Origin of the sequence: Syntrophus sp. (in: bacteria), from assembly GCF_040768185.1 — a bacterium.
Classification (GTDB): domain Bacteria; phylum Desulfobacterota; class Syntrophia; order Syntrophales; family Syntrophaceae; genus Syntrophus; species Syntrophus buswellii.
Map to the genome: position 1 here is coordinate 81,905 of NZ_JAXGNC010000001.1, position 22,315 is coordinate 104,219.

Consider the following 22,315-nt stretch of genomic DNA (forward strand, 5'->3'; position numbering starts at 1 on the left):
CGGATAGGATGCAGCCGTCATTGGACAGAAACCTCAAAAGCGATTTAGAACACCACCGGCCAGGAGAATTTTTTTCTGTCGGTTGGTAAGCTCGAAGGCCACTTCCATCGAGGTCCCCCCTGTATCGTTTAAAAGGCGCACTCGGTCCCCATCGACAAGGGAGCTCCGGATATCCGGGAACAGCAGTCTGTCCCCATCGGCCAGGCGGTCATAGTCCTCCTCGTCGAGGAAGGTAAGAGGCAGGATACCGAAGTTGATCAGGTTGGCCGCATGGATGCGCTCAAAAGACTTGGCGAGGATCGCCTTGACACCCACATACATGGGGCAGATTGCGGCGTGCTCCCTCGAGGAGCCCTGACCATAGGATGTTCCGGCCACAATGATGTTGGAATGGCCGGATTCCTTGATCTGCATGGCCCGCCGGAAAAAGGTATGATCAACGATCTCGAACAGGTATTCCGCGTATTTCGGTATATTGGAGCGGTATTTCATCCGTTCGCCCGCGGGAATGATGTGATCCGTCGTAATGTGATCTCCCACCTTCAGCGTGACGATGCCGTCCAGGGAATCCGGGAGGGGTTCGTTGGCCGGCGGAGGGCCGATGTTTGGGCCCCGGTAAATGGGGGCTCCGGCGGCGCTCTCGGGATCCATCGGCTCGATGATCAACCGGTCGTCCACATGAAACCGCTCAGGCAGAGAGATGTCGGGGTAGGGGAGATTCAGATCGCGGGGATCCGTGAGATGGCCGGTGAGAACGGCTGCCGCGGCCGACTCGGGGCTGGCCAGATAGACCTGGGCGTCCCTCGTTCCAGAGCGTCCGAAAAAGTTGCGGTTGGAGGTGCGCAGGGATGCAGAGCCTGACGGCGGGCTCTGGCTGTTGCCGATGCAGAAGCCGCAGGCATTCTCCATGAGTCTGGCCCCCGCGGCAAGCAGATCGGCAAGGTAACCGTCCCGGGCCAGATTTTCCAGAACCTGCTTTGATCCGGGTGCAATGATGAAGCTGACATCGGGATGGGCCACTGTGCCCTTCAGGATTTTCGCGGCGGTTGCCAGATCCTTGTAGGAGGAATTGGTGCAGCTTCCCAGGCAGACCTGCCGGATCGGGACGGGTTCGCAGTCCCTGATCCGCGCGATATTGCCCGGGCTGTGGGGCATCGCCGTCAGCGGTTCCAGCTTCGAAAGGTCGATTTCCACAACACGGTCGTATTGTGCGCCGTGATCCGCCGCAAATTCAAGCCAGTCCTCCTCCCGCTGCTGGGCTTTCAGAAAACGCAGGGTCATTGCGTCACTTGGGAAAATAGATGTTGTGACGCCGCATTCCGCCCCCATGTTGGTGATGGTTGCCCGTTCCGGAACGGACAGGGTTTCCACACCGGGGCCTCCATACTCGAAGACAGACCCCACATTTCCCTTGGTCCCGAAAAGATCGAGCACTTTCAGGATGATGTCCTTTGCCGAGACCCAGGGCTGAAGATGCCCTTCCAGGTGGATGTTGATGACTCTTGGGCAGGTCAGATAAAAAGGCTCGCCCGCCATGGCCAGGGCCACATCCAGGCCTCCGGCGCCGATGGCGATCATTCCCAGGGCTCCGCCTGTGGGAGTGTGGCTGTCGGAACCGATGAGGGTTTTGCCCGGCCTGCCGAAACGCTCCAGATGAACCTGGTGGCAGATGCCGTTTCCAGCCCTGGAAAAATAAAGGCCGAATTTTTCGGCAACGCTCTGAAGATATCGATGGTCGTCGGCGTTCTCGAATCCGATCTGCACCGTATTGTGATCCACATAACTGACGGACAATTCGGTCTTGACCCTGGGGACATGCATGGATTCAAACTGGAGATAGGCCATGGTCCCCGTTGCATCCTGGGTCAGGGTTTGATCGATCCGAATGCTTATTTCCCTTCCCGGGATGCAGGTTCCTGAAACAAGGTGATGTTCGAGAATTTTCTGCGTCAGGGTTTTTTTCATAGGAGAACGTTTCCCCAGATTTTTCAGGTATTTTTTTCCAAATGAACCATCCCGCGAGTTCCTTGTTCTCAGGGGGACAGGAGGATCACAGAACGGCGGTTGCCCGCAGGACCTTCCGGGCCGCAGAGGGGTGACCCGTTCTGTCCGCTCTTTTTCGGGAACGAAGGGATGAACAAGGATAACACTACGAAACTTCTAGTAAATTTAATGGTATTATCCCGAAAAATCAATAAAATAATTTCCGGACGCGTACGCCTCTGGAGAAGACCTTATTCCTGCCAACCCGCATGAAAAAAAAGCACCGGAACCAGGATAGGATTCCGATGCCCGATATTTCCGCTATGACACCGCTTTTTTTCGACCTGTTTGTTCAGAAGGAGGAAGTCTTCTCTCCGTCAGGATACGTCGCGTTCATCCGACTGGACGTTTTTCATTCCCTTAACCCGAACCGCTTTGATGAAGCGCTGGTTGTAGTATGGTTTATCCAGGCTGTCGATCCGTACATGTTTCCCGGAACGGCCTGAAGAGGCATGGATGAACTCGTTGTTTCCAATATAGATGCCCACATGGCCGAAAGCCCTCCGGGTGTTGAAAAAAACGAGATCGCCCTCTTCGAGGTCACTTTTTGCCACGCGCACCCCCATGCGGGACTGTTCCCTTGCCGTCCTCGGTAACTTGACATCAAAGAACTGGTAAACCTTGGCAACGAAAGCCGAGCAGTCTATGCCCCGAACGGACGATCCGCCGAACCTGTAGGGCGTCCCGAGAAATCCCTTGACGACCCGCACAAAGATCTGCCTTTCTTTCGGGCTGTTCCATTTTCCCATCAGCTGGGTGCTGGCTTCCTTGTCCCTCTCGACGGACGTCCAATCCTCGTCAGGGATTTCCCCTTCCTCGGCATCCTCCTCGGGATAAAGCTCGTTATCCTCAACATCAAGGGCCATCACCACTCGAGGGCCCTTGTTCTCTTTTACAGCTGACGGGACGGATTGACGTTTGGCAAGAATCAGCTTCTGTCCGGTTTTTATGGTGCTGTTCCGCATCCCGTTCAAGCCCTTGAGCTCTGCGATGGAGATACCGGACTTTTTGGCAATGCTCTGGAGTGTGTCGCCTCGTTTAACGGTATAGGAATCGGCTTTGGATTTAGTGCTTGTATTGGATCTGGCGACGGTATGTTTTGAAGATTTCTTTGATGGGGATTGTGAGACTGTGAGATGCTGACCGGGTTTCAGGGCTGGCTTCTTTAGCCCATTCATCCGCATCAGATCTTTAATGGGCACCCCGAACTGGCTCGAAATCTTTGAAAGCGTATCGCCGTTTTTTACTTTGTAGGTTTCTTTTGAAAGCCCTTCCTGAGAAAGGCCCAGTACGAACAGGAACGTAAGTCCCATCCAAAAGAAAATCCGTCGTTTTGTCATGAAGTACCTCCTTAGTCTATTCGGGGGCTGCCCCACTATCTAACGATGCACAGATTTTAGCCTTGGACGACAAACTGTACACTGTGAAATTCATCACCATTTATAGAAATACGTGGAAATAGTCAAATTTTTTTTTAGAATTTTATCTGTTCATAAAAAAATAATGAATAATCACCATCATTTAGTTCTTTAAAAATAAAAGGGAATACGATAAGAGGTGTCCATTGACATCCCAAAATAATTGTGACGTGTATAAAGCAAATAGTGAGCCAATATATGAATATGATCTTCTGAAAAGGGAGCGGCCATGATGAAAAAGATGTTCCTTCTGATCCCGGCATTCCTTGTTGTCGGACTTCTGATCCATACCGTCAGTTATTTTTTTTACCCGGATGTCACCACCTTGAAAAAAGAAAATCCGGCAAAAACAGCGTTCATGAAATTTCGTGAAGAGGAATGGAGAAACCAGGGGAAGGATAAGGCAATTGAGCAAAAATGGGTCAGGCTTTCCCGCATTTCCCCGCTTGTCATCAAGGCGGTCATCATCTCGGAGGACGATAAGTTCTGGCATCACGAAGGCTTTGATTACGAGGCTCTTCAGAAAGCCTTCGAAGAGGATCTCAAGAAGAGAACATTCAAGGTGGGGGGAGCACCATCAGCCAGCAGCTGGCCAAAAATCTCTATCTTTCCCCGTCCAAGAATCCCATCCGGAAAATCAAGGAGGCCATTTTAACCTGGCGGATTGAGAACACCCTGTCCAAGAAGAGGATCATTGAACTCTACCTCAATGTGGCCGAGTGGGGGGAGGGAATCTTCGGGATTGAAGCTGCAGCCCGCAAATATTATGGGAAATCGGCCTCGGCATTGTCGGCGCGCGAAGCGGCGGCTCTGGCCGCTGTTCTTCCCAATCCCAGGAGATACAACCCCCTGGGGTCTTCAAAATATGTTCGGAATCGTTCTGAAAGAATTTACCGGATCATGGTCAGGCGCGGGATCATTATTCCAGAGTACGAGGCCGTTATGAAGGAACCCGAGGAGGCACCCGCGGAAGATCCAGCCGTTCCGGAAAGCCCGGCGGAACTGCCGACCGGGACGGAAAATCCGGTCGAGGAGCTCAAGGAGCCGTCTTTCGAAGAGGCGAAACAAGCCGGTGAGGGAAAAACGGAGCCTTTCGGGACGGCCGAGGGCCTGGAAAAGCCTGAAGCGTCGGCAGCGGAAGAGGATCGCTAGGGGAGGGCCATGGCTCATTCCGTCGATGTACACGTTGCCTGATCGTGTTGAAGGAGGCCGTCAACCCTTTCCATCTTCGTGATCGCTCGTATTCCTGGCCTTTCCGGATCCGGAGTCCTGATTGGAGGGAGATGAAATTCCGTGCCGAAGAGCCAAGGGAAGGAAGTGTAACCTCCAAACGTTTCATCCCCGCGTTCCCTTTGCCGGCAGAAAACAAGGAGGCGATCCTGCAGGGCAATGACCGGGCCACGTTCCGTGCCGGCGGTCTCAGCCGGATCAACCAGAATTGTCTTGACTTGGGGAACGGATTTATGAGTATGAAGGTTACGTTACCGCTGTGCGATCCAGCCGATGCCTGAAATGCTCAAAGATCCGTGCTTTACGCCTTTGAGGGCCTTCAGCGCGTTGGAAAGATTGCTGATGATTGTGGAGCTTCCCTTGACGGCGATGATCTCCAGGCAGTTGTCGTGGTCCAGATGAATATGCTGCGTCGACGTGATCACATCCTGGAAATCGTGCTGAACATCAATGATTCTGTTCAGCAGATCCCGCTGGTGATGGTCGTAGGTGTAGGTAATAGAACCGGCAACTTCGTGATCTTCCGCCCATTCCTTCTTCAGCAGTTCCTGGCGGATCAAATCGCGGATGGCTTCTGAACGGTTCGTATACCCCTGTTCTTCAATCCGTTGATCGAACTGTTTGAGCAGGGTTTTTTCCAGTGAAACCCCGAATCTGACGATCTCAGCCATGTTCTTTTCCCCTGAATTTGGATTGTTTTTGCTTTATAGCGCTTAATAGGATCGTCCGTCAAATTGATTGTAGTTGAGCAGTCCCCTGTCTGCCTCCGTATCCCGATGACCGGCAGAAATTCAGCAACCGTGCCGCAGAAAATGGACGGGCAGGGGAAAGGGCATTTCTTCAATGGAACGATCGGGAAAACGATCCAGAACATCCATGGCGGAAGGTGATCATGAAAGTCTTGTATTATGACTGCTTCTCCGGGATCAGCGGCGACATGAATCTGGGTGCCATGCTCGATCTCGGTGTGGACCCGTCCTATCTTCTCGATGAGCTCAAAAAGATCCGGATCGGTTCCTATGAAATTCAAATTCAGCGGGATCAGCGGCGCGGCATTGCCGGGACACGATTCGAGGTGCTCACTTCCAGGGAGGATTCTTCCCGGCACGAAAGAAATTACAGGGATATCAGCAGGCTGATCCAGGAAAGTGATCTGTCTGAAGAGGTGAAGGATCTTTCACTTCGTCTTTTTCTGAAAATCGGCGAGGCGGAAGCCAGGGTGCATGGATGCACCCTGGAAGAAATTCACTTCCATGAAGTCGGAGCGGTCGATTCCATCATCGATGTGGTCGGTGCCGCCCTGTGCCTGGATTACTTGAAAGCGGACCGGGTGCTTTCATCGGCCGTGGAGCTGGGTGGCGGGGTCGTCCGGTGCGCCCACGGGATTCTTCCGGTTCCGGCTCCGGCAACCATTGAGATGCTCAAGGGTATTCCCGTAACGTCCGGAGCTGTTCCCTTTGAGATGACCACGCCAACCGGCGCGGCCATCCTTGCCGCCACGGTCCATTCCTTTACGGACAGGATGAATTTTACACCGCAGAAAATCGGTTACGGGATCGGGACGCGAGATACGGAGATCCCCAATGTCCTGCGCCTGTACCTTGGCGAACTTGAAGAAGATGAACCGGGAGATGATGCGGCACAGGAGGACGCCTGGCTGGTGGAATGCAACATCGATGATATGAATCCCGAACTCTACGAGGAGGTTATGGACGCCCTGCTGGAAAAGGGGGCCCGGGATGTCTATCTGACGCCGATCCTCATGAAGAAGTCACGTCCCGCGGTGACACTCAGCATCATCTGCGACAGCCGCCGGAAAAAGGACATGGAAGAGGTCCTGTGGTATCAGACGACCACGTTCGGGCTGCGGTCCTGCCCGATTGCCAAGACCATGCTGAAGCGGGAGCTTTCCGAAGTGGAAACCCCATATGGCCCTGTGACCATGAAGCACGGCTTTTTCCGGGGCCGAAAAATCAAATCAAAACCGGAGTACGCGGATTGTAAAAGGATCGCCAGGGAAAAGGGCGTGAGCATCAGAGAAGTTCTGGAGATGCTGGCTTCTGGAGTCCCTGGAAAGGGAACCGGTTGACGCAAGGGACGGAGATCAGAAACGATGGAAGCAATCCGGGACATTCTCGAAAAAGTGAAGGCCGGAACTGTCGGGGTTGATGAAGGCCTCGGCCTGTTGAAAGGCCAGTTCTACCATGATGTCGGTTGTGCGAAGGTTGACCTCCACCGGGAAAGACGCGTCGGCTATCCGGAGGTCATTTACTGTGCAGGCAAGACATCCGGGCAGGTCACAGCGATTCTGAAGGCGATGCTGGAACGGGAGGTCAATATCCTTGCAACGCGGGCCAGCCGGGAGCTGTATCAGGAGATTCGGGAAATCTGCCCCGACGCCCGTTACTCCCCCCTGGCCGGAGCCGTTACCATCAGGCGGAAAGAGGTCAAAGCCCCTCCCGGTTATATCGCCCTTGTTACTGCCGGGACCTCCGACCTGCCTGTTGCCGAAGAGGCCGCTGTGACGGCTGAACTCTTCGGCAATCGTGTTGAACGGATCGTCGATGTGGGTGTTGCCGGCGTTCATCGACTCTTCTTCAATCTGGAAACGATCCGGGGTGCCCGTGTGGTCATCGTCGTAGCCGGAATGGAAGGGGCCCTTCCCAGCCTCGTAGGGGGCCTGGTGGACAAACCTGTCATTGCCGTTCCCACAAGCGTCGGCTACGGGGCAAGCTTTCATGGCCTTTCCGCTCTTCTTGCCATGCTCAACAGCTGTGCCAGCGGTGTGAGTGTCGTCAATATCGACAATGGTTATGGCGCCGGCTACATTGCCAGCATGATCAACAACCTGTAAGGGGGGGAGACGAATGAAATCCATTTCTGTCCGGACGGTCCGACGCACCGAGATGATCGACATCACCGGCCGAATTCAGGCGGCGGTCCAGGAAAGTCGACTTCAGGACGGCATGTGTCTCGTGTTCGTTCCTCATACGACCGCTGCCGTCACCATCAATGAAAACGCCGATCCCGCCGTACCCGGGGATATCCTGATGGGGCTGCAGAAGCTCATTCCCTGCGACGACCCTCAATACCGGCACGCGGAAGGCAACTCCGACGCCCATCTCAAGACATCGCTGGTGGGTTCTTCGGAAATGGTGCCGGTCGAAAACGGCCGCCTGGTTCTTGGAACCTGGCAGTCCCTTTTCTTCTGCGAGTTTGATGGACCGAGAACACGAAAAGTTCTCGTGAAAACATTCGGTTGCCTGCCCTGATCCGGGCGGCGGAGGGGATCATTCCACCACGATGGAACTGACGGTTCTATCCCACCCGCTTCCCTGAAGACTCCAGACCCCTCCGGGGTTCGGGCCTGTCCGGGTATACGTCCGGCTCCGCCCTTTAAAACCGGGGTGCTGGTAGACAATGACCCGGTTGACGTTGGCTCCCATTTTCAGGCAGTTGATCCGGTCGTTCCACGTATCAGGCAGCCCCTCGGTCAGGGGGACCTTGGACAGGTCCTCAATCTGCTCACCCTTGTTCACGATCAGGCAGCTCGATAAGGAGAGGTTAAGGCACCGGGGGTTGTCGTAAAGGAACACCTGGTCGGGAAGGGGCGTCACAATAGGCAGTGGGGTTTCCGTATTCAGAATCTCAACCCGGACTCCCTCAAAGCGCACCTTGTTCTCCTTTGAATAGAAGTCGACCTCGGCAGGAAAATCCTGGGTTCCGGTGCCTGCCGAAACGACGAGTTCCAATGCCACAACAAATGTGTCACCGGCGGCAACCTGGATCTCGACGGAGCCTTCCGTTCGGTCCTTCTGGTAAATCTTCGGAGATGCACCGTTTCCCGATGCCGTTAAAAGGATCAACTCTGTTCCGGTTCGGTCGGCAGCGCTGGAAACCGTCATCTTCAACTGGGATTTTCCGGCCGCGGCCCGGGGGGTGATCACGACGCCGTCATAGGAGAGGCCGTAAAGCGTGATCCGGGCTTTGCCGCGGGAGGACCCGTTATGCCCTTTCTGGATGGTGAATCGAGTCGCCATCCTGGCCTGGTAGGATGCCTTCGACCCCGGTGATGCCTTGGCCATGGCCCGCAACGTTTTCAGGGAGGGGTCACTCTTGGCGGCACCGCTGTATTTCCGGCTGAAAAGGGAAGGATCGGGGCCAGCCGTACTGGAATCGTCAAAATCCGTGATCTGGAGAACAGCCCCTTTGTTGAGGGGAATCTCCCCGGAAGAGAGGCCCGCTTCAGGCAGGAGAAGGAAAACCGAAGCGGCGAGCAGGAGCGCCAAGGGCAGGAGGTTCTTTCTGAAAAGAGGGCTGTTCATGATCTCGTTCCACCGGATGACTCGTCACGGCCATTGAGCTGTTGATGTTTACAGGGCGGGAGCATCCGGCTATGCCGGGATGGAGATGCGGATGGTTCCCCCCCGACCGAGGATGTCGTGCAGATGGATGTACCCCTGGAGGATGTTGTCGCCGTTCACGATGGCAAGGGCGGTGATTTCGTCCCTCTGCATGAACTCGACCGTCCGGGCGATCGTCCAGTCGTCCCGTATTGTTTTGGGCGAGCGGGTCATGATCTCGTCGATCGGCAGATCGGAGATGGAGATGCCTTTGCGAACCAGCCGGCGGACGTCACCATCCGTCATGATTCCCAGGAGGCGATTCTGCCGGTCGGTGACCAGGACAAAGCCCTTGTTTCTTTCGTCGAGAACGGAGAGGGCTTCAAGGGAGGGGGTTCCGGTGACCACCATGGGAATATCAGGGCCGCTGATCATGACATCCCGGACTTTTGCCCGCAGGCGCTGTCCCAGACTTCCGCCGGGATGAAATTTATAGAAATCTTTTTCGCTGAACTTGTGCTTGTCGATCAGGGCGACGGCCAGGGCGTCTCCCATGGCGAGCGAGGCCGTGGAGCTGGACGTGGGGGCCAGTCCAAAGGGGCAGGCTTCGCGTTCCACACCCACATCGATCACGGCGTTGCTGGCGCGGGCCATCGTTGAGGAGGGATTGCCGGTAAAGGAGATCACCGGCGCACCGATCTTCCGGATGCTGCTGAGAAGGCGGTTCACCTCATCCGTTTCCCCGCTGTTCGAGATAGCCAGTACGACGTCGTCTTTCGTGACGATTCCAAGATCTCCGTGAAGGCCTTCAACAGGATGAAGGAACAGGGCCTGTGTGCCGGTGCTGGTCATTGTGGCGACAATCTTTTTCCCGATCAGCCCCGATTTCCCGATGCCGGTGACAATCACACGCCCGGTGGAGCGGTAGATGATGTCCACCGCCCTGGAAAAATTTTCGTCCAGTCTCCCGATGAGCTGCAGGATGCTCTCCGCTTCAACCCGGAGCACTTCCTCCGCCCGGACAATCGCCTGATCCTTCCGCATTGTTCTATCGCCCTGCCTTAAAAATTTGGACTATAACCGTTAAGCAGCCGCTTTGGTATCAGAAAAAAAATGGCATGACAAGAATGAATATGATCCCGGCGGAAATCTCATCGGCCTTCTTTGGGTGGGCTTCCATCAGGAAGCGGGCAGATTCCTTCGGTCACACAAAAGGGCGGGACCCGAAGATCCCGCCCTTGAGCGGAAAAGATGAGAAGAACGCGGCCTTTATCTGAAGAGTTTCCTTCTCAGTCCAACCAGCCCTGCCAGCCCGGAACCGAAGAGCCACAGAGCGGCGGGAAGGGGAACCGGGGCGACATCCACCACACCGACCGTCAGGCCATGCCAGCCCTCGCTGGTGTGGGTGAAGGTGATCGAATCATAGGTGCCGGCCATTTGAAGGACCCCGTGAACCTCACCGCTTCCATAGAATCCTTTCTTGTCGCTATCCATGACAGGGGTGCCGTTGCCCCAATAACCTCGTCCATAGCTGAGGAACTCAATCTCATTTTCAAATCTGGGACGATTACCGTTCCAGCTCACCAGGGCGAGCAGGGGATTTGTCACCGATTGCGAAAAGGTGATCGTTACGCTTCCGCTGCTGCTTAATGCGATGATGTCGGAGGCAGGAGGAGCGTTTTCAACGGTTGCGCTGAGATAGGGCGTGGCAGGGTTCCAGTAATTTGTTCCACCGCTGGTCTGGGCGAAGGAGTAAGCGCCGCTGAATGTCACGTCGACGGTTTCCGAACCGATGTTCATCGTTCCCGTCACCGTCCCGGGGCCTGATGCCGCCCAATCCGTCCAGTACACCGTGCCGGCCTGGGCAGCGGAAACGGACAGGATCAGGATCAGGAATAAAACGGTCCCGAACAGCAATTTTTTCATCTTCATCATTCCCTCCTTGATCGTGGTTAACGATTCATTCCTTAAAAAAATACTCACCGGATCTCTTTGGTGTCATATACAACAGAATCCCGGTCTCTACCATTCGGGAGAACCCTGATTTTTGACTTCAGAAAATCTTACGTCGGTTGAAATATCTTAGACCCTGCATGAGGAAAAAAGGGGAATGGCCGGGAGCAGGGGCAATGAATGATCGATCATTGCTTTAGCATCCGGGTTGATGCTATATAGTCCACACGTAAATGTTTCCCTGTTGCGGAAGTCGCCGGGGGCAGAACATTGCCCGGGGCTCTTTGCTTCCGGAGGGATCCGGTCTTGAACAGATCCAGAACATCTTGAAATCAGCGAGGAGGATACAGGAATGACTAAAACGGAGGAATGCTTGATGGAGGCGTTTGCCGGCGAGTCCCAGGCAAATCGAAAGTACCTGGCTTTTGCGGCAAAGGCGGATCAGGAGGGATATGCACAGATTGCCAGGCTGTTCCGAGCTGCGGCCGAAGCCGAAACGATTCATGCCCATAATCATTTGCGGGCGCTCAAGGGCATCCGCGGAACGCGGGAAAATCTGGAGGAGGCTATTGCCGGGGAGGGGCACGAGTTCAAGGAAATGTACCCCGGAATGATTGATGCGGCCAAAGCTGAGGGCAATGCGGAGGCGGAACGGACATTCGTCTATGCCAATGAGGTAGAAAAGGTCCATCACCGCCTGTACGAGGAGGCCCTGACCGGCATGGGCAGCGAAAGGGAAAGTTATTCCTACTACGTTTGTCCCGTCTGCGGCTACACCGTGGGGAGCGAGGCGCCGGAGACCTGCCCGGTCTGTGGGGCCAAGGGAAAAGTCTTCAAGAAGATCGATTGAAACCGGGAATCGGTGCCATACTGATTTTCAGCATCTTTAAGGAGATCCGCCCGGCGGTTTCTGAAGGGTTTCTGCTGCCGGGCGGATTTTTTCTTTAAAGCGGATACGCTGCGCTATGCTGACAGACATTCTGACCTTGTGCGTCGGGCTGGTTTTGTTCCTCTTCGGGATGATGAAGCTGAGCGAGTCCGTGCAGGAATTGTTCACCTCGCGGATACGCAGCTATATCCGTTTTGCCGTGGAAAGGCCCCTCCACGGTCTGCTGACCGGAATGATCGCCACGGCGCTTTTTCAGAGCAGTTCCGCCACGACTCTCCTGGCGATCGGCATGGTCAATGCGGGGTTGATCAGTTTTTATTCCTCCCTCGGGACCATTCTGGGAGCCGATATCGGGACGACGCTGACGGTGCAGCTCGTCGTCTGGAAGTTCACCGCCCTGTCGCCGGCTTTTGTCGTTCTGGGGGGCGGGCTCTGGGTATTTGGGAAAGAGACCTGGAAATCCGTCGGGGAATCCATCTTTCACTTCGGAATGATTTTTTTCGGGCTGAGCCTTGCCACCACGGCGACAGCCCCCCTTCAAAATCATCCCTCCTTCATCCACCTGTTTCAGGAATCGAAAAATCCCCTCCTGGGGGTCTTGGTGGGAGCGGCATTCACGGGGCTGGTTCATGCCTCGGCAATACCCATCAGCATGCTGGTTATCCTGGCCCAGCAGGGTGCGATGAACATAGAAAACGCCCTGCCGATCGTGATCGGCGCCAACATCGGGACGACCGTTACCGCCCTGATGGCGGGCTCCTTAGCGGGAGTCAGCGGAAGGCGAAGCGCTGTATCGCACCTCATTTTCAAGCTGACCGCCGCCGTTCTGAGCTTGGGCGCCCTGCCGGTCTTCATCGGGATTCTGAAGGACCTTTCCGCTGAGACGGCGCAGCAGATCGCCCTGGGCCATCTGATTTTCAATATCCTGTTGGTGGTCTGTTTCATGTTTATCCTGAAGCCTTTTTCCCGGTTGATGGAAAAAATGATCCCCGGTGAAGAGGAAACCCTGCCGCTTTGGCCCCAGCACCTGGATGACGCCTGCCTGAACAATCCCGGAGAAGCCCTCCGCCTTGTAAAAAAAGAGCTGGCGCGGGAGGCTTTTCTGGCCAACCGGATGCTGACGGAAAGCATGGCCCTGTTTGATCGTTATGAACCAATCAGGCAGAAGAACATCCTTTACATGGAGCTGGTCGTTGACAATATCCGGCGGGAAGTGGTCGAATACCTGTCGAAGTTGTCTTCGAAAGATCTTTCGCCCCAGATGTCCCGGCGGCTGTTCAATTACACGGCCATGGTCGATGATATCGAGCGGATTGCCGATCATGCCGTCAATATTGTGGAAATTGCGAGAAACCGACACAAGAGAAACATCCCCGTCACCGTGGAGGGAAGTGTGGAATTGCTCCATATCCGGCAGCTTGTTGAAGCGAACATGACGGATGCCATGGAGCTGATCTCCAGGCGCAATGAAGAATGCATCCGCGACATCACCTGCCGCGAGGCGCAGATCGATGTGGAAGTCAAGGAAGCCAGGGACCGCCACCTGATGCGTTTTCATCATCACCTCGCGGCGGCGGAATCAGGCCCCATCTTTGTGGAGCTGCTCATTCAATTGGAGAGGATTTCCGATCACTGCCAGAATATTGCCGAATCTATCTGCGAACTGGAGGACTGACGCCCGGCAAACCCCTTGACCCACCGGTAATCCCTGTGGTAGTTTTCCAGGAAGCTTAACGGTTTATTTATTCAAAAGATCGCGGGAATGTCCTGTCTGCCCGCATGGAACTTATCAACCCGTCGCACCAGGAGGCCGGTCTATGGAAGAACGTTTAAATGCATTGAACATCGCTTTGAAAAACGAATCCAATGAGAGAGAATTTTATCTGAAAAATGCTGAACGAACCCTGAATCCGCTGGGAAAGGCCATGTTCACGCAGATTGCCGATGAAGAGCTGGAGCACTACGAAAGGCTCAAGGAACTGCATGACCGCTGGTCCAAGGAAGGAAAATGGCCGGAAACGCTTCCTCTCAAAGTCAAAAAAACTTCCGTGAAAAACGTTTTGAACAATGTCATCAAAGCCGTTTCCCAGATGCCCGAAGGGGACGATGATGACCGCAAGGCCCTTCAGACGGCCATTGAATTTGAAGCCAGGGGGGCAACCTTTTATGCCCGCCTTCGCGATCAGGTGTCCGATCCCCGGGAAAAGGCCTTTTTCGATCTTCTGGCCTCGATTGAACAGGAGCATTACAGTTCCCTGAAGGACACCGAGCAATACCTGACGAATCCCGCGGCCTGGTACCAGGAAAAGGAGCGGTCCGGGCTGGACGGTGCCTGAGGCGGGAAATTTCATGCCGGGGGAGGCGCAGGGCTTTCCCCGGCTTCATGTTCCAGAGCTTCCATCTTCGAGGAAAGCTCCTCCCAGTCCCGGTAGGATTGCTCCAGGTTCCGGCTGACGGCATGCAGTTCCTGCCGGAGCGTCTTCAGCTGCTCGGGGTTTCGATAGATATCCGGCGCGCAGAGGGTCGTTTCCAGCCCCCCCTTCTTTTCCTCCAGGGACATGATCGACCCTTCCAGGTTTGCCAGCTCTTTTTTCAGGGCGCTGCGGACTTTCGAGAGGCGGTTCCGCTCTTCCGCCTCAAGGCGCCGAAGCTCTTTCCTCAGAAATTTTCCGCCTTTGCCGGTATCAATGGGGTCAGCCGCTCTTTCCGCGGACGGCGAGGCTCCGGAACCGCCTAAAGCCTCCTGCCGTTTTGCAATAAAATAAGAGTAATTGCCCTTGTATTCGAAAGCCCGGCCATCCCGGATTTCGATGACCCGATTGACCAGGCGGTCCAGAAAATACCGGTCGTGGGAAACGAGGATCACGGTTCCTGTATAATCCAGCAGGGCTTCCTGAAAGATATCCCGCGTTTTCATATCGAGGTGATTGGTCGGTTCGTCAAGAATCAGGAGATTGGCGTCCTGCATGAGGATCTTCAGCAGGGCAAGGCGGGATTTTTCGCCGCCGGACAGGACCGCGACCGGCTTGTAGATGTCGTCGCCGGAAAAGAGAAAGGCCCCGAGGAGATTCCGCTTTTCCTGGTCGGTGCACCGGGTGGAAATGCTGCTGACATCTTCCAGGATGGTCCGGTCGTAATTGAGATTTTCGGCATTTTCCTGGGAGAAGAAGGAGAGCTTGACGTGCAGGCCATAGAGGACTTCTCCTGCGTCAGGCTCTTCAACCCGGCTCAGAAGCCGGGAGAGGGTAGATTTTCCAGCCCCGTTGATGCCCACGAGCGCCACTTTTTCGCCACGGGTGATGGTGAAAGACAGATCGGAAAAGATGTTGTTTTTTCCGTAGCTTTTGGACAACCCGCGCAGGATGATCACATCGCGGCCGCTGGGTGGGCAGGAGGGAAAGGCGATCCGGACGGTCTTTTTTGCTCCTGACGACTGGATCAGCTCCACCTTTTCGAGCATTTTCAGCCGGCTCTGGACCTGGGCCGCCTTGGTGGCCTTGTAACGGAACCGTTCGACAAATTCCTGAATCTTCCTGATTTCCGCCTTCTGGCTTTCCATCTCCTTCAATAGGGCCAGACGCCTTTTCTCCTTTTCTTCAAGATAAAAGGAATAGTTACCTTTGTAGAGCGATATTTTTCCCAGAGAAAGGTCGGCGGTTACGGTCGTGATCTTGTCGAGAAAGGTGCGGTCATGGGAAACCGTGATCAGCGTTCCGGGATAATCCCGGAGATAGCTCTCCAGCCATTCCATGCTCTCCGTATCCAGGTGATTGGTCGGTTCGTCCAGGAGCATGACATCGGGACGTGCCAGCAGGATGACGGCGAGGAGGATCCGCATTTTCCAGCCTCCGGAAAATTCCAGGCAGTTTTTTTCAAAATCCGAGTCCCGGAATCCGAAGCCGTGAAGCACCTGCCTGGCGCGGGCTTCGAAGGCATAGCCGTCCCGGGTCTGGAACGCGGCCATGGCCTGTTCGTAAGTCTTCAGTAACGCCCCGTGATCGGGGCTGTCGGGCGCACAGAGGGAGACCTGTTCCTCGCAGGTTTTCAGGGTGGCTTCAAGATCGGACAATCCGCTTCGCTTTTTCAGAAAATCCAGGATATTGAGGGATTCCAGTTCGACAAGATCCTGGGGAAGGTAGCCGAGCGTGGTGTTCCTGCGGTCAATCATCTCGATGCTGCCGCCGTCCAGTTCCTGAACTCCCGCGATGGCGCGCAGCAGGGTCGTCTTGCCCGCACCGTTGTCTCCCACCAGACCGATCCGGCTGCGCGGGGTAATGGTCCAGGTCACATCGTCAAAGATCACCCGTTTGCCAAAGGAAAGAAAAATATGCTTCAAGGATATCAAAATAGAGCCCCTTTGTTCCGCCGGCCCAGCCGGTCCTCAATGCTTCCCCGTTAATCAGAATTTCCAGAAAATTACAACTCTTGAAATGTATTTTCCTGGAATTTTACATTGACAAGGCGATGATCCTCTGTATAACAGCCAAGGTGCCGCGGCCGTTTCCGCCGTGCCGGGTCCGACGGCACCATAAGATGGCCGTGAGGGGGATAATAGTCAATAGGCGAAATATTCCGGTTACCAGTCAAGGGGAACAGCAGGGCATGCAGGCGGTGACGCCTCCGGTGCGAACTGGCGCAGAACGGGGAAATCATGAGGGTTCACGTAAGCGGTCCCGGCGATGCGTTACCGTTTTAAGCGATGGATGGAGCAGGGGATCGTATGAGCATCTTCCAAAAAAAACAGGGGTTCTTTGAAAAACTGAAGCGGGGTCTCGCCAAGACGCGGGATTTGCTGTTGACCGATGTGAACGATATCATCCTGGGAAAGAAGGAGATTGACCAGGAGCTGTTCGACGAGCTGGAGGAGGCCCTGATCGCGGCTGATGTCGGGCCCGCCTTCACCGCGGAGCTGATCGAAAGGATGACCGATTCCGTCAGGCGCAAGGAGCTGGATTCTCCGGAGCGGCTCAAGGAGGTCCTGCGTAACACGATGAAGGCCATTCTGAAGAAAAATGAAGCCCCCCTGGTGCTTCCGAAAAACGGGATCTTCACCATCCTCGTCGTCGGCGTCAACGGTACGGGAAAAACCACCACCATCGGAAAGCTGGCCCATCAGTTCAAGGAGCAGGGACATTCCGTCCTGATGGTTGCCGCCGACACCTTCCGGGCTGCGGCGATTGAACAACTGGCAATCTGGAGCCAGCGCGTCGGGGTTCCCCTGATCAAGCAGAAAATGAATTCAGACCCATCGGCGGTTGTTTTTGATGCCATAGCAGCGGCGAAGACCGGCAGGGCCGATGTGCTTATTGTCGACACGGCGGGGAGACTGCATACCCAGGTCAACCTCATGGAAGAGATGAAGAAGATGAAGCGGGTCATGAGCCGTGAGCTTCCCGGAGCGCCTCACGAAGTTCTTCTCGTCCTGGACGCGACAACGGGTCAGAATGCCGTCAGCCAGGCGAAGATGTTCAGCGATTCCGTGGGGGTGACCGGCCTTGTTTTGACCAAGCTGGATGGCACCTCCAAGGGCGGTGTCATTCTCCGCATCGCCAAGGAATACAATATCCCCATCCGCTACATCGGCATCGGTGAAGGGCTGGATGATCTCCGGGAATTCAGCAGCGAGGACTTCGTGTCGGCCCTTTTCGAACAGGGAAATTCCTAGTTCGTGTCCTGCTTTCCCGGCACGTTCCCGGCGCATGTCCCTTCCGGGGAGTTTACTTCATGACCTTTGGGCATGGACGGTCTTTCAAACGCGAATCACAGACTCTGATGGAACGAAAGTACGTCATCCATTGGGTGATTTGCTCTTCAGAGGGATTGAATTTAAAAGCCTTTTGAACGACATAGAAACTGTCGTTGCCCTGAATGGCCTTGAACCATGTATATTCGGGCTTTCCTGTGGACGGGTTGAGAGGGCAGACCGAAAGCCAGAGCACAAAGGGATAGCCGTTTTCCTTCCCCTTCGTCACCGGAGCGAATTGAGAGCCCTTGCAGGATGCGTCCCACAACTGCTGGATCTTTGCCCGGTAGCTTTCCGGTGAAATGTTCCTGAGACCGAGGTGGGTGTTGATGGTCACCATCTCTGTCCAATTTTTGACGGATTGATGATGGGGAACCATTTCCGTCAGGAGCATGTTCCCCTGTCTGACCTGGTAATCCACTTTATAGCCCGATGGAATGTTCAGGACCAGGTTCTCGTCCCGCAGTTCAGCCGAGGAACAAACCGCGGCGGCCCATACCAGTGAAGCCAGAACAAAACAGAAGACCTTCAGCAACATGTTATCCCCCTTATCTCATGTGATGGATTGTTTCTTGCCGGCGCTCCCCCTGCCCGGGTCCGGAGGGCTGATTTCAGCAGGTCATAAAAAAACGGGTACGGAAAACTCTCGGGGGAAACAGAAGCAAATAGTATGGAAAGACAGTAAAAACGATTCAAAAAATAGTGTTCCGGAACGTTCGACTCCTTGTGCCGCCGTCCACCTCCGGATCCGACCGCCTGCGCCCTGCCTCACCGCAGGGCATGGTGACGCAGGGTGCTGCCATGATCCATGCCTTCCAATGGAGAGTCCTTGGCGAAATCTTGAACTCTCCGGAAACAAAGGGATTCAGACTCTCAAAAGTCCGGGCGTTATCCTCAGTCCTACGGGCAGGGAATTTTCGGAAACGTGTGTTTTCCTCCGGCGTATGGTTCAGCGCTCTCCGGAATGGAAAATTTATGTTCCATTCCCGCCCCATAGCCGGTCAATTTTACGGATTTCCTGTTGATTGAGAAGCGGCCCGTCTCAAACCAGGCCTCTTTGGAGTTGGCGCCACTCCAGGTCGCCGTGACAAGAATCGTGCTGGATGTCTTTACGGCGCTGCCAAAGAGAGCGCCTATGACGCCGCTGGACTCGATCATATTGCCGACAACCTGATAGTATCCGCCACCAGCGCTTTTGAAGCGCAGCCTGATGACGTTGCCTCCTGAACCCCAGCATACATCCTCATTCGCAGGAGGAATCCATGCGGCGTTCGCCGTCTCGGTGGAAATGGCCGGCGATTCAGCTTTTACGTCGGAAATTAACAAAAGGCCTGCAAAGAGTGAACAGAGAACGAATCTGAAACAAAGACTCCTGATGTTCATGGTGACCTCCTTCACGGGTTGTTCTCATCGGTTTGATGTTCTTCAAGGCATGCCGCCTTCCTGCCTCCTGGTTTAACTCTTTCAACTCGCGTTTAAATCTCTTCACAGGAGTTGTGCAACACTTTTTTACCGGATCTCCTCCCGTCATGTAAGCCGGTGCCGCGTCGGGTTTCTCGTCTTGTGGCAGAGTCGGCAAATGAAGGCCTCAAATGGGCCGGGCAGGGCATTGCGGAAACGCGCCGGTATGTCTTGACATAATATCAAGATTCGTTTAATGAAAACGAAGGGATGGAGTTTGTGGTTCCGTGAATCTTTCTGGTGATGTCAAGGGGGACTTATGATTAAAAGAGTATTAATTTTATTGATGGGAATAACGGCTTTTTGGGTCAGTGGCACGTTTGCAGAAGATCTGGATGTTGAATTATCCTGCCCCACTTCTGTCTATGCAGGCAGCGTGCTGAGGGTGACTGCCTATGTGTCAAACGATGGAGATAGTGCTGTAACCCTGAACCGGTATGCGGCGGGGATGGTTGGCACCAACACCAACAACGTCCTGAGCTCGTCGCGTGTGTTCGGCCCTTACGCGAGAACGATGAACCCCAGAACGATCCCGGCAACAGGGCAAACCGTTAAAATTTCTTCGCTTTCTATCGTCAACTCCGTTTCGGCCGACTTCAAGGGGAAAATGGCCATGGTGGTTGTGGACTTTGTCAATGCCCGCGGGAACTCCCTGGGAGGAGGCACCTGCTTGGTGAATGTTCCATAACAGCCTGTGAGTTCCATGGCTCCATCCCAAGCTCCTTCTCCGGTCCCGCAAAGGGTTAAGCGAGTTCTGTCCGGCCTTCTGCTGGCGCTTTTTGCTGCCTGGCTTGTCTGTTCCGCTGTCAGGAGCGACGGGGAAAAGAGTGCCGTACAACCCCGAGCGGCGGCAGAGCGGACCTACGACAAGTTCCGCGCCGGAAACGTCAGCCTTCTGGAATATGACCAGAATGATCTGACGATCCGATTGTCCATCGAGGAGATCATCCACAGAAAAAGACAAACACCGTTTTTTGAATATCAGAATGTGAAGGAGCTGCGCCTTCGTTCCGCGGTCTTTGACATCTACCTGTCCGATGCATCCTCTTCCGCGGAAAAGTACGGCATCCCTTTCCACTTATTGGAGAGATGCATTCACCTTGTGCCCGGAGCGGAAAAGGCGAGCCCCATCGGTTCCTATTTTGAGGAAAACACCGATGGGGAACCTGATATCCTCAGCCGGATACAATTTGATCGCCTGGCCGTGAAGATTCATTACTCCGCAGGAACGGTCCTGGAACTTGCCGCTGAAAAAGCGTTTCTGGGAGGTGATTTTAAAAACCTCGTCCTGGAGGGGAACGTGAAGATCCTGACTCCGAAGGGCCAAGCCGTTCGGACGCAGCAGGCCGTCATCAGCCGGAAGTATGACGGCATCCTGTTTCCCAGTGGACACTTCCTGCAGGGAACCTTTGAGAAGCAGAAATCCTTTTACCGGCTGAGCGCCGATGGCCGCCTGGCGCCGCTGCCGCTGCCGCCGGATGTCAGGTATGCCGATCCGTTGGCTGCAAAGGAACAGGAGCTGTATGACAGAATTTTTAAAAAACTCCCCCCCCATCAGCGGATCATGTTTGGAATCACAGGACCGGAATAGGTTGGATGGACGCGGGAGAGAAAGGAGCAATGCATGACATCCAGGATAGGTATTTTCCTTGTCATGGCCTTGTTTTTTGGTTTCTGTGGAGCCTCTGAGGGAGGTGAAGAGGGGCTGCATGTTTCCGTAAGCAACGGCCTTGTCCGTATTTCAAGTACGGAATCGACGCTTTCCGAGATTCTGGAAAAATTGTCCCGGAAGCTTGGTATGACGATCCATGCCTACGGTGCAAGGGAAGATGCGGTGGTTGCGTGTGAAATCGAAGGCGTCGGCGTTGCCGAGGCTCTTCAGAGGCTTGTGCCGCAATGGAATTCCCTGATTTTTTCCCGGGATGATCACTCCATAGAAATCGGGGTAAGCGGCAGCGAGGATGACGGGGCGTCTGCCGAATCCGATTCAACGGAGCCTGAGAACGGGACGGAATCGGCTCCATCGTTGAATGGAGAGGAGGATGAGATGCCGGAGGAAGAGGCTGTTCCCCACGATGAAGAGGCCGCCGGCGACTCCACGACAGGGGAAGCGCCTGAAGATGAGGACGGAAATGAGGCAACCGCCCCGGATCCGGATCCAGGGGACGTTCAAGAAGAGGATGAGCCGACGGATGAGTTCACCATGAATGAACCGGGGATCCGGCCGCGCCGGCACGGGACCTGGCAGTTTTGATTGCCGGGTCCGTTTGAATCGTTAATTGCCGGGGGATTTGAGAAGGGATGAACATTATCGAATGTGTGCCGAATTTCAGTGAAGGCAGAAACCAGGGGATCATAGAGGACATCGCCTCGGCGTTGGCGGCGGTTTCCGGTGTCCGTCTGCTTGATCACAGCATGGATCCGGATCATCACCGCAGCGTCTTTACGTTTATCGGGCCGCCGGAACGTATCGTGGACGGGGCGCTGGCCGCCTGCAGCCGGGCCGCCGAGCTGATCGACATGAGAATGCACAGGGGGGCCGTTCATCCCCGAATCGGGGCCGTGGACGTGGTGCCCTTTATCCCTCTCGGCGATGCGGAGATGAAAGACGCCGTGGATGCGGCGCACCGGTTCGGCTCGCTGTTCGGAACCCGGAACGGGATTCCCGTTTATTTTTACGGGTCGGCAGCCTTGAGTCCACAGCGGCGGGAACTTCCCGATATACGGAGGGGCGGATACGAGGGCCTCGAAGAGCGGCTGAAGGATCCGAAATGGAAACCGGATGCGGGACCGGCTTTTTTTAATGTACACAGCGGGGCCACGGCTGTAGGTGCGAGGATACCTCTTGTGGCCTTCAATGTTGTCCTCAGCTGCGGCGAACTGAAACCGGCGGAGGATATCGCCCGCAGCATCCGGCAGTCGAGCGGGGGGCTCAGGCATATAAAGGCCCTCGGTGTTCCTTTGAAAAGCCGGAACCTCGTTCAGGTTTCGATGAACCTGACCGATTACCGGGAAACCTCCATGCGCCGGGTGTTCGATGAAATCAAGGCGAAGGCCGAACGTCTCGGCGTTGAAATCCTGGAATCGGAGCTGATCGGCCTGGTCCCCCGGGCGGCGCTGGCCGGCCGGCCCCCTGAGTACTACCGGCTGAAGGACTTTTCTGAAAAGCGCATTCTTGAAAATTGCCTTTGACGTTCCGGGCCAGAAAACAGCCGGCTGCCCCATGGTGCACACA

Annotated in this window: 20 protein-coding genes and 1 pseudogene; 12 read left to right on the top strand and 9 right to left on the bottom strand. The window is 55.0% G+C overall.

The window, feature by feature from the left end; all coding sequences use genetic code 11:
• Window positions 1-33: 33 nt before the first annotated feature.
• Both AB3175_RS00380 and AB3175_RS00385 read right to left on the bottom strand, forming a co-directional pair.
• The gene (locus AB3175_RS00380) at window positions 34-1,965 is read right to left on the bottom strand and encodes an aconitate hydratase (protein WP_367358963.1); all 1,932 of its coding nucleotides are present in this window, start codon (window positions 1,963-1,965) and stop codon (window positions 34-36) included.
• 395 nt (window positions 1,966-2,360) lie between these two features.
• On the bottom strand, window positions 2,361-3,383 hold the full coding sequence (locus AB3175_RS00385; protein ID WP_367358964.1) for a LysM peptidoglycan-binding domain-containing protein: 1,023 nt from the start codon (window positions 3,381-3,383) through the stop codon (window positions 2,361-2,363).
• A gap of 436 nt (window positions 3,384-3,819) precedes the next feature.
• On the opposite strand from AB3175_RS00385, the pseudogene mtgA reads away from it, so the two are divergent.
• Window positions 3,820-4,613, top strand: a pseudogene (gene mtgA, locus AB3175_RS00390) (monofunctional biosynthetic peptidoglycan transglycosylase).
• A gap of 329 nt (window positions 4,614-4,942) precedes the next feature.
• On the opposite strand, the gene nikR reads toward mtgA, so the two are convergent.
• A complete protein-coding gene (gene nikR / locus AB3175_RS00395; RefSeq protein WP_367358965.1) occupies window positions 4,943-5,362 on the bottom strand; it encodes a nickel-responsive transcriptional regulator NikR in 420 nt (139 codons plus the stop codon).
• Between the two features lie 221 nt (window positions 5,363-5,583).
• Here nikR and larC point away from each other — a divergent pair, with 221 nt between their 5' ends.
• From larC to AB3175_RS00410, 3 genes are read left to right on the top strand one after another with little or no spacing between them, the layout of a single operon-like run.
• A complete protein-coding gene (larC, locus tag AB3175_RS00400) occupies window positions 5,584-6,780 on the top strand; it encodes a nickel pincer cofactor biosynthesis protein LarC (RefSeq protein ID WP_367358966.1) in 1,197 nt (398 codons plus the stop codon).
• 24 nt (window positions 6,781-6,804) lie between these two features.
• Complete coding sequence (larB, locus tag AB3175_RS00405) at window positions 6,805-7,545, top strand: nickel pincer cofactor biosynthesis protein LarB (protein ID WP_367358967.1); 741 nt, start codon at window positions 6,805-6,807, stop codon at window positions 7,543-7,545.
• Window positions 7,546-7,558: 13 nt separating this feature from the next.
• Entirely contained in the window at window positions 7,559-7,963 is a 405-nt protein-coding gene (locus tag AB3175_RS00410; RefSeq protein WP_367358968.1) for a secondary thiamine-phosphate synthase enzyme YjbQ, read from the top strand.
• Between the two features lie 18 nt (window positions 7,964-7,981).
• Here AB3175_RS00410 and AB3175_RS00415 read toward each other — a convergent pair whose 3' ends face one another.
• The 3 genes from AB3175_RS00415 to AB3175_RS00425 form a co-directional block, all read right to left on the bottom strand.
• Window positions 7,982-9,016: a hypothetical protein gene (locus AB3175_RS00415; protein ID WP_367358969.1), complete on the bottom strand. Its 1,035-nt coding sequence runs from the start codon at window positions 9,014-9,016 to the stop codon at window positions 7,982-7,984.
• 69 nt (window positions 9,017-9,085) lie between these two features.
• Entirely contained in the window at window positions 9,086-10,078 is a 993-nt protein-coding gene (locus AB3175_RS00420) for an SIS domain-containing protein (RefSeq protein ID WP_367358970.1), read from the bottom strand.
• 225 nt (window positions 10,079-10,303) lie between these two features.
• Window positions 10,304-10,960 (bottom strand): VPLPA-CTERM sorting domain-containing protein, encoded by a 657-nt coding sequence (locus tag AB3175_RS00425; RefSeq protein ID WP_367358971.1) that lies wholly within the window; start codon window positions 10,958-10,960, stop codon window positions 10,304-10,306.
• Between the two features lie 379 nt (window positions 10,961-11,339).
• Between AB3175_RS00425 and AB3175_RS00430 the strand changes: the two genes are divergently transcribed.
• From AB3175_RS00430 to AB3175_RS00440, 3 genes are all read left to right on the top strand, one after another.
• Window positions 11,340-11,837, top strand: coding sequence for a rubrerythrin family protein (locus tag AB3175_RS00430; protein WP_367358972.1), 498 nt, complete (start codon window positions 11,340-11,342; stop codon window positions 11,835-11,837).
• Window positions 11,838-11,952: 115 nt separating this feature from the next.
• Window positions 11,953-13,551 (top strand): Na/Pi cotransporter family protein, encoded by a 1,599-nt coding sequence (locus tag AB3175_RS00435; RefSeq protein WP_367358973.1) that lies wholly within the window; start codon window positions 11,953-11,955, stop codon window positions 13,549-13,551.
• Window positions 13,552-13,693: 142 nt separating this feature from the next.
• Window positions 13,694-14,212, top strand: a complete 519-nt coding sequence (locus AB3175_RS00440; protein ID WP_367358974.1) for a ferritin family protein — start codon at window positions 13,694-13,696, stop codon at window positions 14,210-14,212.
• 11 nt (window positions 14,213-14,223) lie between these two features.
• On the opposite strand, the gene abc-f is transcribed toward AB3175_RS00440, so the two are convergent.
• On the bottom strand, window positions 14,224-16,221 hold the full coding sequence (gene abc-f, locus AB3175_RS00445; protein WP_367358975.1) for a ribosomal protection-like ABC-F family protein: 1,998 nt from the start codon (window positions 16,219-16,221) through the stop codon (window positions 14,224-14,226).
• A gap of 375 nt (window positions 16,222-16,596) precedes the next feature.
• Between abc-f and ftsY the strand changes: the two genes are divergently transcribed.
• The gene (gene ftsY, locus AB3175_RS00450; RefSeq protein WP_367358976.1) at window positions 16,597-17,541 is read left to right on the top strand and encodes a signal recognition particle-docking protein FtsY; all 945 of its coding nucleotides are present in this window, start codon (window positions 16,597-16,599) and stop codon (window positions 17,539-17,541) included.
• A gap of 52 nt (window positions 17,542-17,593) precedes the next feature.
• On the opposite strand, the gene AB3175_RS00455 is transcribed toward ftsY, so the two are convergent.
• Together AB3175_RS00455 and AB3175_RS00460 are read right to left on the bottom strand one after the other, a co-directional pair.
• Window positions 17,594-18,157: a hypothetical protein gene (locus AB3175_RS00455; RefSeq protein ID WP_367358977.1), complete on the bottom strand. Its 564-nt coding sequence runs from the start codon at window positions 18,155-18,157 to the stop codon at window positions 17,594-17,596.
• A 362-nt stretch (window positions 18,158-18,519) separates the two neighbouring features.
• Window positions 18,520-19,002: a hypothetical protein gene (locus AB3175_RS00460; RefSeq protein ID WP_367358978.1), complete on the bottom strand. Its 483-nt coding sequence runs from the start codon at window positions 19,000-19,002 to the stop codon at window positions 18,520-18,522.
• A gap of 337 nt (window positions 19,003-19,339) precedes the next feature.
• On the opposite strand from AB3175_RS00460, the gene AB3175_RS00465 reads away from it, so the two are divergent.
• Genes AB3175_RS00465 through ftcD form a run of 4 tightly spaced genes read left to right on the top strand, consistent with a single transcriptional unit; the run spans window position 19,340 to window position 22,272 of the window.
• Complete coding sequence (locus AB3175_RS00465; protein ID WP_367358979.1) at window positions 19,340-19,768, top strand: hypothetical protein; 429 nt, start codon at window positions 19,340-19,342, stop codon at window positions 19,766-19,768.
• A 15-nt stretch (window positions 19,769-19,783) separates the two neighbouring features.
• Window positions 19,784-20,671 (top strand): hypothetical protein, encoded by an 888-nt coding sequence (locus AB3175_RS00470; protein WP_367358980.1) that lies wholly within the window; start codon window positions 19,784-19,786, stop codon window positions 20,669-20,671.
• Between the two features lie 33 nt (window positions 20,672-20,704).
• Window positions 20,705-21,334: a hypothetical protein gene (locus tag AB3175_RS00475; RefSeq protein ID WP_367358981.1), complete on the top strand. Its 630-nt coding sequence runs from the start codon at window positions 20,705-20,707 to the stop codon at window positions 21,332-21,334.
• A 47-nt stretch (window positions 21,335-21,381) separates the two neighbouring features.
• Window positions 21,382-22,272: a glutamate formimidoyltransferase gene (ftcD, locus tag AB3175_RS00480; protein ID WP_367358982.1), complete on the top strand. Its 891-nt coding sequence runs from the start codon at window positions 21,382-21,384 to the stop codon at window positions 22,270-22,272.
• Window positions 22,273-22,315 lie beyond the last annotated feature (43 nt).

Coding starts and splice junctions, on each gene's coding strand:
- AB3175_RS00410 (WP_367358968.1), top strand. CDS start 7,559: ATGAAATCCATTTCTGTCCGGACGGTCCGACGCACCGAGATGATCGAC.
- AB3175_RS00460 (WP_367358978.1), bottom strand. CDS start 19,002: ATGAACATCAGGAGTCTTTGTTTCAGATTCGTTCTCTGTTCACTCTTT.
- AB3175_RS00465 (WP_367358979.1), top strand. CDS start 19,340: ATGATTAAAAGAGTATTAATTTTATTGATGGGAATAACGGCTTTTTGG.
- ftsY (WP_367358976.1), top strand. CDS start 16,597: ATGAGCATCTTCCAAAAAAAACAGGGGTTCTTTGAAAAACTGAAGCGG.
- AB3175_RS00385 (WP_367358964.1), bottom strand. CDS start 3,383: ATGACAAAACGACGGATTTTCTTTTGGATGGGACTTACGTTCCTGTTC.
- AB3175_RS00420 (WP_367358970.1), bottom strand. CDS start 10,078: ATGCGGAAGGATCAGGCGATTGTCCGGGCGGAGGAAGTGCTCCGGGTT.
- AB3175_RS00440 (WP_367358974.1), top strand. CDS start 13,694: ATGGAAGAACGTTTAAATGCATTGAACATCGCTTTGAAAAACGAATCC.
- larB (WP_367358967.1), top strand. CDS start 6,805: ATGGAAGCAATCCGGGACATTCTCGAAAAAGTGAAGGCCGGAACTGTC.
- AB3175_RS00475 (WP_367358981.1), top strand. CDS start 20,705: ATGACATCCAGGATAGGTATTTTCCTTGTCATGGCCTTGTTTTTTGGT.
- AB3175_RS00415 (WP_367358969.1), bottom strand. CDS start 9,016: ATGAACAGCCCTCTTTTCAGAAAGAACCTCCTGCCCTTGGCGCTCCTG.
- nikR (WP_367358965.1), bottom strand. CDS start 5,362: ATGGCTGAGATCGTCAGATTCGGGGTTTCACTGGAAAAAACCCTGCTC.
- AB3175_RS00455 (WP_367358977.1), bottom strand. CDS start 18,157: ATGTTGCTGAAGGTCTTCTGTTTTGTTCTGGCTTCACTGGTATGGGCC.
- AB3175_RS00425 (WP_367358971.1), bottom strand. CDS start 10,960: ATGAAAAAATTGCTGTTCGGGACCGTTTTATTCCTGATCCTGATCCTG.
- AB3175_RS00430 (WP_367358972.1), top strand. CDS start 11,340: ATGACTAAAACGGAGGAATGCTTGATGGAGGCGTTTGCCGGCGAGTCC.
- AB3175_RS00380 (WP_367358963.1), bottom strand. CDS start 1,965: ATGAAAAAAACCCTGACGCAGAAAATTCTCGAACATCACCTTGTTTCA.
- AB3175_RS00470 (WP_367358980.1), top strand. CDS start 19,784: ATGGCTCCATCCCAAGCTCCTTCTCCGGTCCCGCAAAGGGTTAAGCGA.
- AB3175_RS00435 (WP_367358973.1), top strand. CDS start 11,953: ATGCTGACAGACATTCTGACCTTGTGCGTCGGGCTGGTTTTGTTCCTC.
- ftcD (WP_367358982.1), top strand. CDS start 21,382: ATGAACATTATCGAATGTGTGCCGAATTTCAGTGAAGGCAGAAACCAG.
- larC (WP_367358966.1), top strand. CDS start 5,584: ATGAAAGTCTTGTATTATGACTGCTTCTCCGGGATCAGCGGCGACATG.